The 14,029-nt window shown below is 33.5% G+C and carries 10 protein-coding genes; all 10 read left to right on the top strand.

Annotated features, from left to right (window positions below):
* The coding region (locus H6A61_RS08380) for a heparinase II/III domain-containing protein (RefSeq protein WP_204392809.1) at positions 1-1,748 on the top strand (1,748 nt) is incomplete at its 5' end.
* A gap of 20 nt (positions 1,749-1,768) precedes the next feature.
* Positions 1,769-3,580, top strand: a complete 1,812-nt coding sequence (locus tag H6A61_RS08375; protein ID WP_204392807.1) for a DUF4962 domain-containing protein — start codon at positions 1,769-1,771, stop codon at positions 3,578-3,580.
* A gap of 1 nt (position 3,581) precedes the next feature.
* Positions 3,582-4,202: a GH39 family glycosyl hydrolase gene (locus H6A61_RS08370; RefSeq protein ID WP_204392805.1), complete on the top strand. Its 621-nt coding sequence runs from the start codon at positions 3,582-3,584 to the stop codon at positions 4,200-4,202.
* 49 nt (positions 4,203-4,251) lie between these two features.
* Positions 4,252-5,124 (top strand): GH39 family glycosyl hydrolase, encoded by an 873-nt coding sequence (locus tag H6A61_RS08365; protein WP_430746796.1) that lies wholly within the window; start codon positions 4,252-4,254, stop codon positions 5,122-5,124.
* A gap of 203 nt (positions 5,125-5,327) precedes the next feature.
* On the top strand, positions 5,328-6,149 hold the full coding sequence (locus H6A61_RS08360; protein WP_204392803.1) for a hypothetical protein: 822 nt from the start codon (positions 5,328-5,330) through the stop codon (positions 6,147-6,149).
* A 26-nt stretch (positions 6,150-6,175) separates the two neighbouring features.
* A complete protein-coding gene (locus H6A61_RS08355; protein WP_204392801.1) occupies positions 6,176-8,008 on the top strand; it encodes an amylo-alpha-1,6-glucosidase in 1,833 nt (610 codons plus the stop codon).
* Between the two features lie 114 nt (positions 8,009-8,122).
* Positions 8,123-9,451: a sialate O-acetylesterase gene (locus H6A61_RS08350; RefSeq protein WP_239469156.1), complete on the top strand. Its 1,329-nt coding sequence runs from the start codon at positions 8,123-8,125 to the stop codon at positions 9,449-9,451.
* A gap of 15 nt (positions 9,452-9,466) precedes the next feature.
* On the top strand, positions 9,467-10,678 hold the full coding sequence (locus tag H6A61_RS08345; RefSeq protein ID WP_204392797.1) for a glycoside hydrolase family 88 protein: 1,212 nt from the start codon (positions 9,467-9,469) through the stop codon (positions 10,676-10,678).
* 8 nt (positions 10,679-10,686) lie between these two features.
* Complete coding sequence (locus H6A61_RS08340) at positions 10,687-11,673, top strand: hypothetical protein (protein ID WP_204392795.1); 987 nt, start codon at positions 10,687-10,689, stop codon at positions 11,671-11,673.
* A gap of 187 nt (positions 11,674-11,860) precedes the next feature.
* Positions 11,861-13,999 (top strand): glycoside hydrolase family 31 protein, encoded by a 2,139-nt coding sequence (locus H6A61_RS08335; protein ID WP_239469155.1) that lies wholly within the window; start codon positions 11,861-11,863, stop codon positions 13,997-13,999.
* The last annotated feature ends 30 nt before the right edge of the window (positions 14,000-14,029 follow it).

Here is a 14,029-nt window from a genome sequence, read left to right as displayed (position 1 = left end):
GTTTTGTGAATAATTTATTTCCAATAGAAAGTCATCCTAGACTTTTATTGAAAAGAGACGAAGAAAACAGAATAAAGATGATGATAATTGAGCATGAACAGATGAAAACAGTTCATGATTATATAATAAAATATTCTGATAAAACTATTGGCGAGTCTCCTGTTAATAGGATAAAGCAGGGTAAACGTTTGTTGGCTGTTTCTAGAATTGCATTACAACGAATATATTTTCTATCATATTCTTATAGAATGACAAAAAATATAAAGTATGCAGAGCGTGCAAAACAAGAGTTGCTAGCTGTGTGTAATTTTCAGGATTGGAATCCTTCTCATTATTTAGATGTTGGTGAAATGGCAATGGCTGTAGCAATAGGCTATGATTGGCTTTACGATTACTTATCTGAAAATGTTAAAATGAAGTTAAGAAAAGCGATAGTTGAGAAAGCTTTTAATACTGCAGAGATAGGAGGTTTCTATGATAGAACAAATAATTGGAATCAAGTTTGTAATGCAGGTTTGGTTTTAGCTGCTTTAGCTATATATGAAGAAGAAAAAGAAAAGTCAGATTATATAATAGATAAAGCTGTTAAGACTGTTCCTTTGGCTATGGAGAGTTATTCTCCTGATGGAATATATCCGGAAGGATTCTCTTATTGGGGATATGGAACAGGATTTCAAGTTACTATGTTGGCTGCAATGGAGAGTGCTTTAGGGACAGACTTTGGATTGTCTGACAATTATGGTTTCTTGAAGTCACCTTATTTTATGTTATATATGACTGCTCCATCTGGATGGTGTTATAATTTTTGTGATTCTGGTAGAAAAATTGATTTGAATCAGGCTATGTATTGGTTTGCATCAAAAAACAAAGATACATCATTGCTATGGTATGAATGTTATTATTTGAAAAGATTGAATAAATATACTGGCAATGATATAGATCGTTTATTGCCAAATATTTTAATTTTTTCTAAAGATATTGATTTAGCTAATTTAAAAGAACCAAAAGGAAAATTTTTTTCAGGAAAAGGCATTAAACCAGTATTTATATATAGAAGTGGTTGGTCTAATAAAACCGATTCTTATTTAGGTGTGGTTGCAGGTTCACCATCAATACCACATGGACATATGGATTCCGGATCTTTTGTATATGAAAAAAAAGGTGAAAGGTGGGCTATAGATCTTGGACTTCAATCATATTATACATTGGAAAAAGAAGGTGTTGATTTATGGAATAGCTCACAAAATGGTCAACGTTGGGATGTATTCCGTTTGGGAAATACAGGTCATACTACAATCACTATAAATGGTAAAAAACATTTGGTAACAGGCAATCCTGAATTTATTGAAACTTACCAAAAATCAGATTATAAAGGCGCTAAAATAGATATGACATCGTTGTATGGTGATGATGTAAATAATGTCTTACGAAGTGTATATCTTGATAGAAATGATGATTTAAATATTATTGATGAAATTCAAACAAATGACAATAATGCAGAAATAATGTGGACAATGGTTACATCTGCTCAGGCTAAAATAATAAAGGATAATATAATAGAATTATCTAAAAATGGAAAAAAGATGAGATTTCACGTTGAAGCGCCTATAGATATTAATCTGAAAATATGGGATAATAAACCTGTCCATCATTATGATCAGGATAACCCAGGAACTGTAAGAGTTGGTTTTACGGCTGATTTGTCATCAAATGATATATTTAAATTTAAAGTTACTGTAAAAGAATGATTGTTTAACTATTATATGATATGAATATGCTTTTACAAAGATTATTACTGACAATTATTACTATAGTATCATCTGTTAATGTTTTTTCTCAAGATAATATAGCTTCTCATCCGCGTTTACTATTAAAGGCAGATGAAGAAAAAAAAATAGAAAAAATGATTAATGAGGATGTTAATATGGCTTTAGTACATAATGCGATTATAGATTATTGTAATAAGGCTATAAATGAGCCTCCTGTAGAACATGTTTTACAGGGAAAAAGACTGCTGGCTAAATCTAATTTAGCTTTTCAACGTGTTTTTTATCTTTCATATGCTTATAGATTGACAAATAATGAGAGATATTTGAAAAGAGCAGAAAAAGAATTAATAACTGTATGTAAATTCAAAGATTGGAATCCGCAACATTTTTTAGATGTCGCAGATATGTTAATGGCTGTTTCTATAGGTTACGATTGGCTATATGATGCTCTTTCAAAAGAAACTTTGGATTTGATAGAAAAAGCTATTATAGAGAAAGGCTTTACTCATGCCAAAAACGACAGATATAATGGTTTCTATAAAAGGACGAATAACTGGAATCAGGTATGTAATGCTGGTCTGGTAATGGGAGCATTAGCCATTTATGAAAAAAATCCGAAATTGTCACAGAAAATTATAAAATCATCTGTAGAAAGTGTTCCATTGGCTATGGAAGCATATGGTCCTGACGGTGCATATCAGGAGGGTTCTGCATATTGGGGATATGGTACTGGATATGAGGCTATAATGATTTCTGCATTAGAATCTGCATTAGGTACAGATTATGGTCTGACTAAAGATAAAAACTTTATGAAATCGGCATATTTCTTGTTATATACATTGGCTCCTTCAGGAAAGTGCTATAATTATTCTGATGCTGGCTCCTCTGTAGGAATTAATCAGGCATTGTTCTGGTTTGCTAAAAAAATAGGTGATAGCTCTTTGTTGTGGTTTGAATTACCTAAATTAAATGAAAAAAAGAATCATTTATCAAAAGATAGGCTTTTACCTAATATTTTGATAAATGCGAAAGATATAGCAATTGATGAAATAAAAAAGCCTTCTGGTAATTTTTGGTTTAGCCGTGGAATAAAACCTTTGTATGTCTATAGAAGCGGTTGGGATAATCCGGATGATACTTATTTAGGTATAGTCGGTGGTTCAGCAAAAGCTCCACACGGGCATATGGATGCAGGATCATTCGTTTTTGAAAAGAATGGTGTAAGATGGTCAATGGAACTGGGACTCCAGTCTTATTATTCTTTAGAAAAGGAAGGTGTTGATTTATGGAACTCATCTCAAAATGGCCAAAGATGGGATGTATTCCGTTACGGCAATACAGGACATTCAACTTTAACCATAAACGGGAAACATCATCTGGTTGACGGGAATCCTCCAATTGTGGAGACTTACATGAAAGATAATTTGAAAGGAGCAAAAGTGGACTTGAGTTCAATTTTCTCTCAAAGTGTCAAAAGTTCAATAAGAAAAATAACCCTTGATAAAGATGATGTACTTAATATTGAAGATGTAATTGAAACTAATGACTCTGTAGCTGATGTAATGTGGGTAATGGTTACTCCGGCTGAAGCGACGATATTAAATAAGAATCAAATCTTATTGAAAAAGGATGGTAAAGAGATGATTATGACTGTTCACTCAGAATTACCTGTTGAAATGAATATTTGGGATAATAAGCCTGTTCATTATTATGATCAGGATAATCCAGGTACATTAAGGGTTGGATTCAAATGTAAATTGCCTTCTAACTCTAAAAATATTTTCAATGTTGAACTAAAAGATAAAGAATGATATGAGAATATTTTTTTTATTCATTGTACTTACATTAACAACTTTAATCCATTCAGAAAACATTAGAGTAATAGATGTTGATGTAAATAAATCAACCCCAATATCCAGATATTATAATTTTTGTGTAGGAGCAGGAAGGGCGCATGAAGACTTAAGAGCGGAATGGCAGAAACAATTGGCAGAAATTAAAAAAGAATGCGGATTTAGATATATCCGTTTTCATGGACTTCTGCACGATGATATGGGAGTGTATAAAGAAAAGAATGGGAAACCTGTTTATAATTTTCATTATATAGATGCACTTTATGATTTCCTGTTAAGTATAGACGTCAGACCCTTTGTGGAACTGAGTTTTATGCCGGATGCTTTAAAATCAGGCGAGGAGACTGTTTTTTGGTGGAAAGGTAATAAGACCCCTCCATCTAATAAAGAGAAGTATGCTTCGTTAATATATGAGGTTGTCAAGCATTTTGTTGACAGATATGGAATAGATGAAGTAAAGAAATGGTATTTTGAAATCTGGAATGAGCCTAACCATAAAGGCTTTTTTACAGGAACCCAAGATGATTATTTCGAAATGTATAAAATAGCTGCGACTGCGGTAAAAAAAGGTTTCGGATAAACTAAAAGTTGGAGGACCTGCTACCGCTGGTAATGCCTGGGTAGAGGATATGATAAAATTTTGTGATAAAAATACAATACCATTGGACTTTATTTCTACTCATACCTATGGTTTGAAAGGTTTTTTCGATGAGTATGGAGTAAAAAAATTGAGACTCAATTCTGATTATGACTGTATGGTAAAAGATGTATCCAAAGTAAGGAATGCAATGACAGAATTAGGGAAAAAAGATATGGAACTTCATTATACCGAGTTTAGCAGTTCTTTTTCCAGTCATGACCTTATACATGATACCTATCAAAATGCAACATATATTTTGAATACATTGAGAAAGAGTCAAGATTATGTTACTTCAATGTCATATTGGACTTTTACTGATATATTTGAAGAAGCCGGTACTGTAGGAGACGCGTTCCATGGTGGATTTGGTCTGGTAAATTGGCATAGTATAAAGAAACCTACTTTTTATGCATATTCATTTTTAAATAAGTTATACAAATCTGAAATCCAGAATTCAGACAAATCATCTTGGATAACAAAAGATGAAAAAGGAAACTATGCAGCTTTAATTTATGATTTTACAATGCCTGAATTTGAAAAGTTTGATACTAACAGAAGTTATTTTATAAAAGACAGGCCCGATACATCAAAGGGTAAAATTCAATTAAAGCTTGATGGAGTCAGAGATGGTAAATATATACTTTATATTTACAAAGTTGGTTATAGACATTGTGATGCAAATTCGATATATATAGATATGGGAAGACCTTCTCAGTTGAGTTTACAACAAATTGAGGCTTTAAAGGAAGTGTCAAGAATAAAACCTGAAGTATTTAGTATAGAATTGAATAATGGATTGTTTGAACTTGATCTTGATTGGCGTTCCAATATGATGTATTTTATCAAATTGTCTGTAATGTAATTCATTTTGTGTTTTTATAACAATAAAAAAAACTGGATATGAAAAAGTTCGTCTTTTTATTCGTTACATTGATAAATTCGATGTTAGTATTTGCAGATACATATCCAACTCATGTTTTATATAATGGTGATATGAAAATTACGTATCTGTTGCCAGATAATAATAAAGGTTATTACAGATCTTCAAAATTTGATTGGTGAAGCATGTTGGCACAGATTGAGTATAAGGATTGTTCGTTTTTGCAGGATTGGAGAGGATATAGTGGAAGACCGCCGGTTGGAAATCACGATTCCCTGATACCTAATACAGGAACAGGACTTGCTGAAGAATTTAATGATCCACAGGGATATGAGGATAAAACGAATAACGGATATTTTGTAAAGGTAGGTGTTGGACTATTGAAAAAAGATGGTGCTTCCGAATATGACCCTGCAAAATATTATGATATAATAGATGCAGGAGAGAGAACATTACATTTTGATAATAATAGTATTCAAGTAATTCATTCTTTGAAAACAGATATCGGTTATCATTATATCCTGACACGTGAATACAAACTGGAAGGTAATAAATTAATAGTAAATCATAGACTGGAAAATAAAGGGAAGAAAGTTATTAAGACCAGAATGTTTTCTCATAATTTTTTCCAATTTAATTACAGAAAGACTGACTCTGATATGGTTTTACGTTTCTTGAACAGTAAAATTTCGATACCAGAGAATATTGAATGGGTTAATAAGGAAAGAATGATATTCGGACATAACGAATTATATGTAAATCATCCATTAGATGATTTTAAGCGTTGTTGCGGCAATCTTGATTTGGAACCACCCATTGGCAATTTCACTTTATTTAATTCAAGAACGAACATGTCTGTAACAGTGGTATCTTCGGAACCTGTAGTTTCAATAGGACTTTGGTTCTGGCAGAATGCATATTGTCCCGAGCATTGGATTATGGTAGAAGTTTTGCCGGAAAAAGATTTTTCATGGTCTTTTGAATATTCATTTATTCCTATTAAGTGATTGAACATATTTTTTAAAATTAGAATATGAAAAAAGAAGTTGTTTTTGGAACCATATTTTTAATGGTAGCTTTTTGCGGAAGATTATCAAGTAAAAACAGCCATATTAATTCATTTTCATGTGACAATAATTTACAGGTATCGGCTGCTATATCCAAAACATCGGATTTTACTTTTAATCTGTATAAAAATCCTTTTAGCTGTTTTGGTTCACACATGTCTCTCTTATGTAGTTATGATGATGTATTGGGTACAGATTCTCTTATATTGACAGATTTGACAAAAGGCAGAGAGGCGGATAAACTTTTGTTTCAGATAAATCTGGTAAATGTCAATAATAAACATGAAAAAGTACATTATACAGCAACTCCAATCGAATTAAGGGGTAAGACGAAAGACGGAAATATAAGCATCTTTTTTGAATCTCCTCAAGTTCTTCATATATGCTCAGATAATCTAGATTTACAATTTTCAGGTAGATTTGAGGGTAACGCATATTCATTTCCTTTTCAAGAAGATGTATTCCATTTGAATGGACAATATAATAATACATTTATAGTCCGTGATAAAGGAATAGCAATTACAGTAAAATCAGGCATATTGAGCTACAATAATAATTGCTTTTTATTAAAAAAGGACAGTAAAAGGAAGATAGAAGTTGTTGTTGAACAATATTTCGGTGATTGGATTCCTAAACACTATACAACATCCAAAGAGATAATTCTGGATAGATTGAAAAAAGAATATAGTGAATGGGAAAACAAGATAGCATCTGTAAGTCCTGAATATGAAGAAGGACGTAAACTGGCAAGTTATATGAGTTGGTCCTGTATGTATGAACCAAGAGGAAATATCACCAGATATGGTATGTCTATGTCTAAAGGATTTATGCTTTATATATGGAGTTGGGACCATTGCTTTAATGCATTGGGATTAAGTTACAGTCATCCCAAATTATCATGGGATCAATTTATGATTATGTTTGACCATCAGGATAATCGGACCGGGGCTTTACCTGATTATATTGGCGCAAACAATAAATTATGGACAGTTAAGAAACCTCCAATTCATGGATGGACCTTATCATTATTGTTACAACAATATGTTCCTGAAAAAGATAAACTGGAAGAAGTCTATAATAAATTGTCAAACTGGACCAACTACTGGTTGAATTGTCGTGATGATGATGGAAATGGACTTCCACAATATTATCATGGAATGGATTCGGGTTGGGATAACGGTACTTGTTTTGATGTTGGAATGCCTGCTGAAGGTCCTGATCTGGCAGCTTTTTTGGTATTACAAATGGAAGTCCTGTCAGATTTGGCAGAAAAGTTATCTGATAGTTTAGCGGCAAAGAAATGGAATGAATGCAGCAAAACAATGCTTGATAGACTCATAAAAGAATTTTGGAATGGAGAGAAATTTATAACTCGTAGAACAGGTACTCATGAGGTTAATCCAAACAGTCAAAGTCTAATGAGTTATTTACCTATAGTTTTAGGAAAAAGGCTGCCCAAAAATATACGTGAGAAAATGATTTCGGATTTGAAAAAGGAAGGTTTCTTACTTACTCCTTATGGCTTAGCATCTGAAAGTCCCAAAAGTTTACTTTATGAATCTGACGGCTATTGGAGAGGTCCCATATGGGCTCCTACTACACTGATAGTAATAGACGGATTGAAACAATGCGGAGAGGTAGAACTGGCAAAAGAAATAGCAAAACGTTTCTGTGATACATGTATGAAATCAGGGTTTGCTGAAAATTTTGATGCATTAACCGGAGAAGCATTAAGAGATGTCAGTTATACGTGGACGTCCAGTGTTTTCCTGGTTTTAGCTCATGAGTATTTAAAATAAATTTTTATGATATAATTTATGGAAAAGAAAAGATTTTTATTGTTTCTATTATATTCTGTTTTTTGTGTTGCATTAATTGCAAAAGTGAAATTACCATCTATAATTTCAGATAATATGGTGTTACAGCAGCAGACAAGAGTTAAGTTATGGGGTACATCAAGTAAGAAAACGGATATAAAGGTATCTACATCATGGAATGATAAGGTTTACAAAACAAAATCAGATTCTGAAGGAAAATGGGAAATAATAATTGAGACAGCGAAGGCTGGTGGACCTTATAAAATTGTCATAAATGATGGTGATACTGTAGAACTTAATGATATTTTTTTAGGAGAAGTGTGGTTATGCTCCGGACAGTCAAATATGGAAATGCCAATGAAAGGTTTTTTCGGACAGCCTGTTGAGCATTCTTCTGAAGTGATAGCTGATGCTACAGCATCAACTCCTATACGTCTTTTTACTGTTAAGAGAAACCCTTCAAAGGTATCACTTGAAGATTGTCCTGGAGAATGGATGATTAATGTTCCCGAGAATGTAGCAAACTTTAGTGCGACTGCATATTTCTTCGGGCTTCAGTTACAGCGCTCTTTGAATGTGCCTGTAGGATTGGTAAATTCAAGTTGGGGTGGTTCTGCTATACAGTCGTGGATGGATTCCGAAGTTCTTAAACAATATCCGGAAATTTCACAAAATCATTTGACAGATAATTCTGAAGTAAAGAATCCTCATTCTGTAGCCTCTATGCTCTATAACGGAATGATCAATCCAATAAAGATGTATACTTTTAAAGGAGTGATATGGTATCAGGGAGAATCAAACAGATATGATGCTGTTCAATATGAATCCCTTTTTCAGTCATTTGTAAAAGACTGGCGTATTAAGTTGAATAATGATAAATTACCATTCTATTATGTACAAATAGCTCCATATAATTATGGGAATAAGGATGCAATAGTTTCAGCCTTATTGAGAGAAGCTCAGTATAATTGTGAGAAGAAAATTGATAATGTCGGTATGGTAGTTACGATGGATATTGGTAATGAGACATGCATCCATCCTTCTCAAAAGAAAGAGGTTGGAAGCAGATTGGCATATATGGCATTGTCGAGGACATATAATATAAAAGGTATATATGCCGAGTCTCCAAGATATAAGTCGCATGAGGTAAAAGGAAATAGGATTGTTATTTCATTTGAAAGAGCCCCTTTGGGTATAACATCAAACTATAAACCTTTGCAAAGTTTTGAGATAGCTGGTGAGGATGGAATATTTTATCCGGCTGAGGCTCGTATTGTCAATAGAAAATCTGTAGAGGTTTGGAATGATGGTGTGAAGAATCCTGTTTCTGTTCGATATGCTTATAAAAATTATGTTGAAGGTACTCTGTTCGGTGTAAATGGTATGCCTGTATCTTCATTTGTAACTGAAAACAACAACAATTAAATAATTATTTATATTATGAATAATAAAATTATATGTTTAGGAGCTTATGTCTGTTGTATATTAGGGGGATTAACATCGTGTACTCAAAAAGAAACAGGCCATAATGATTTTTTTGAAAAGAATGTAACTTTTGTAGCTGAGCAACAAAAATTACAGGTTGAAGAAATAAATAAGACCGGGAAAATATTATACCCAAGAACAATAAAGGATGGAGGTATTTATTATACTCCTATAAGAGATTGGTGTGTAGGATTTTTTCCCGCAAATTTATGGATGACCTATAAATTGACAGGTGATGAAAAATGGAAGGTGCAAGCAGAAAAGTTTACCGAGAGTCTTGATACTTTACAATATTTGACAACGACACATGATTTAGGCTTTATGGTTGGATGCCCATATCTGGCTGGAATACGTTTTGCAGATAAAGAAGATTATAAACCTGTTATAGTTCAGGCGGCAAAATCATTGTCAACCAGGTTCAGACCTAATGCAGGTGTGATACAGTCCTGGAATGTAAATGGAGGATGGCAAAAGGAACGTGGATGGGAATGTCCTGTTATAATTGACAATATGATGAATCTGGAATTACTCTTTGAAGCCTCATTGATTTCGGGTGATTCTGTATATTATGACATAGCAGTAAAGCATGCTGATACGACTTTGAAGAATCATTTTAGGGAAGATAATAGTTCATATCATGTGGTTGACTACGATCCTGAAACAGGTGAGGTTCGCAGTAGACAAACTGCGCAAGGATATGCTGATGAATCAGCTTGGTCTCGTGGACAGGCGTGGGGACTTTATGGATATACAGTTTGTTATCGTTATACAAGAGACAGGAAGTATATTGATCAAGCTGTGAAAATAGCGGATTTTATATTCAATAATAAAAACCTTCCCAAAGATATGGTTCCTTATTGGGACTATAATGCTCCTGATATACCTGATGCGCCTCGTGATGCATCAGCTGCAGCAATAACTGCATCTGCTCTTTACGAACTTTCTGGATATACAGGTAATAATGATTATATTGTTAAGGCTGATTATATTTTAAAGTCTTTGTCTAATGCTGACTATCAGGCCAAATTAGGGGAAAATGGCAATTTCATATTAATGCACTCTGTAGGAAGCCTTCCTCATGGTAATGAAATAGACGTACCTTTGAATTATGCTGATTATTATTATCTTGAGGCGTTATTGAGGATGAAAGAATTAAACAAAAAATAAGAAATAGTATGAGAAAGTTTTTATTTATATTGTTGGTAATTATTTTGTTGCCGAATCTTTCTAACGCAATAGAATATACATCTGTTACCTTAAAAAAATCAGATATGGAGATATTATTATTTCCTCCTGATAAAGATAACGGTTATTACCGTGCTTCAAGATTTGATTGGGGAAGTATATTGGGACAAATAAAATATAAGGGGAAAACGTTTTTGCAAGAATGGAAAGGATATTCAGGTAGGCCTCCAAAAGGAGATCATGATCCTCTGGTACCTAATACAGGTACAGGCTTGTCGGAAGAATTTACTGTACCGCAAGGGTATGATGAAGCTAAACCTGGTGACAGCTTTGTTAAAATAGGAGTTGGGGTATTGCTTAAGGATGATGACTCAAAATATTCTTTTGCCAAACCATACAAGATTCTCGATAATGGTGACTGGAAAGTAGATAAGAAAAAGAACAGAATTGTGCTCAGACATCGTTTGCAGTCTGAAATAGGTTACGGATATATACTTAAAAGAGAGTATATTATTAATGGTAATAATCTAATAGTAAGACATGAATTGAAGAATATAGGAGAAAAGAAGATTGTTACAGAAACTTATTCTCATAACTTCATGCAGTTGGACTATAGTAATATAGGACCAGATTACTCTTTGACATTCTTAAAGAATGATATTGATATATCAAAACATAAATGGACTACTGTAAAACGGATTTCCTTAAATAAGAATGTAATTAATGTAAAATCTGAGATAAATGATTTCATTCCTTGTTTTGGTGATTTGGATGTACTATCAGGGTATGGAGATTTTAGATTACATAGCAAAAAGACCGGGATATCTGTAGAAATGTCCTTGGACAAGAAAGTTTCATCATTCTGTGTTTGGTTTTGGCAACGTGCTTTTTGTGCAGAACCGAGGGTAATGATTGATATAGAGCCTGGTAAAAAGGCTTCTTGGGAATATGTTTACACTTTTAATGTTGATTTATAATAGGAATATAACATGAAAAACTTTAAATTATTATTATTTGTTTGTGCGCTTTTACCCAATATTGCATGGGCTGGCAGTAATATTGAGAAAACAAATAACGGTATTTCTTTCGTAACACAAGGTATGGACTTTAAAATTGAGTTTTATACTGATGATATTGTGAGGGTGCATAAAACTCCGACAAGGTATGCCGTGTGGAAAAGAAAGTCTGGTAGTAGATTTACAAAAATCCAATGTCGGATTAAATGTTGAGAATATGGACGGTATGGTAGAAATATCTTCTCCAGCCTTGATAGTTAAAGTAAATACAAAAACAGGTGGAATACGTTTCCTGGATAAAAATGGTAGGAACCTGATTTTGGACAAGGATTATGGAACCAGTTTTTCTAATAATCTTTCTCCTGATACGGAAGATGCATACGTAGTTCGCAATGAGTTCCTGTTGGATAAGGATGAACCTATATATGGATTAGGGCAGATATTAGACAATAGGTTAAACCGCCGTAATTCGAACCATCACCTTCAGAATGAGAATATGAATACAATATCACCTTTTTTTATGTCTATAAAAGGATATGGTGTATATTTTGACAACTATTCAATTTCTGATTTTGAAGACAATCCGCAAGGCCTTTCTTTAGAAAGTTTCGGAACATGTTCGGACTATTACTTTATGTATGGCAAAACTGCTGACGGTGTAGTAGCTCAGATGAGAACACTTACAGGTAAGGCTCATATGTTACCGTTATGGGCATACGGTTTCTTCCAAAGTAAAGAGAGATATAAAACACAGGATGAGAGCCTGGAAGTCCTAAAAAAATACAGGGATCTTAATATTCCAATTGATTGCATAATACAGGACTGGAGATATTGGCCGGAATATGAAAATGATAGTATATGGAATTCATTCAGTTTTGATAAAAAACGTTTTCCTAACCCAAAGAAATGGATAGATGAGATACATAAACTGAATGCAAAGCTTATGATTGTCGCATGGCCTTGTTTTGCTCCTTATAGTCCACAGCGTAAAACTTTTGAGGAAAATGGAATGTTGTTGGACTTTATATCTTACCCGCCAAAATCAGGAGTAAAACCGTATGATGTGTTTAATCCTAAAGCCCGCGAAATATATTGGGATCTTCTGAACAAAGGTATTTATAGCTATATCAACAATGATGGATGGTGGTTGGATTCGACAGAGCCGGATCACATGTTCCCAAAACCGGAAGATTATGAGCTGAAAACTTATATGGGAACATATAAAACAGTTAAGAATGCATATTCTTTATTGCATAATAAGGGAATATCTACCAGAACAAAAGCAGCCAATAAAGATAAACGAGTTGTTATATTGACCCGTTCTGGTTTCGTCGGACAGCAGGAATACGGATCAATAACATGGAGTGGAGATGTGCGTTCAACTTGGGAGAATCTTGAAAAGCAAATACCGGCTGCTCTTAGCTTCTCGTTAATGGGATTGCCTTACTGGAACTCGGATATTGGTGGATTTCAGGCTTACGGATGGCATAAACAGGGAGGAACCAAATGTCCGGAATATCAGGAACTATATTTGAGATGGATGCAGTTCGGTCTTTTCTCAACAATGATGAGAAGTCACGGAACAGGATTACCAAGAGAAATATGGCGTTTTGGTGAAAAAGGAGATTGGTGTTTTGATGCACAGGAGAAGTGTATAAATTTAAGATATGCTTTATTGCCTTACATTTATAGCACTTCATGGAACGTCTCAAAATATGACGGAACATTTATGCGTGCATTGTTCATGGATTTCCCTGAAGACAAGAATACGCATAATCTCGGAAGCCAGTTTTTGTTCGGAAAATCAATAATGGTAGTTCCTGTAACAAAATATAATGTTGACAGTTGGAAAATTTATTTACCACAGGGTGTTCAATGGTATGATTATTGGACTAATGAAGTAAAAGAAGGAGGAGAATATATAACCCGTAATGTAGATAAGGCTACAATTCCTCTTTATATAAAAGCTGGTAGTATAATTCCTTTTGGTCCTAAAGTCCAGTATTCTACACAAAAGAAATGGGATAATCTGACTGTAAAGGTATATCCTGGAAAAGACGGTGATTTTATTTTGTATGAGGACGAGTTTGACAATTACAATTATGAGAACGGATATTATACAGAAATAAAGTTTTCTTGGAATGATGATGAAAAAACTTTAGTTATCGGAGATAGAAGCGGAAAATACAAAGGAATGATTTCAAAAAGAAAATTTACAGTAGAATTGCCAACAGGTGAAAAGAAGGTTGTTTCTTATTCCGGTAAGAAAAAAGAAGTAAAGTTTTAAATAACTAAATAATATAATATCAGGTGTATA

The organism is Bacteroides caecigallinarum (assembly GCF_016901995.1).
GTDB lineage: Bacteria > Bacteroidota > Bacteroidia > Bacteroidales > Bacteroidaceae > Phocaeicola > Phocaeicola cellulolyticus.
The sequence above is the reverse complement of the archived record's forward strand: the minus strand, read 5'-3'. Positions and strand labels throughout refer to the sequence as shown.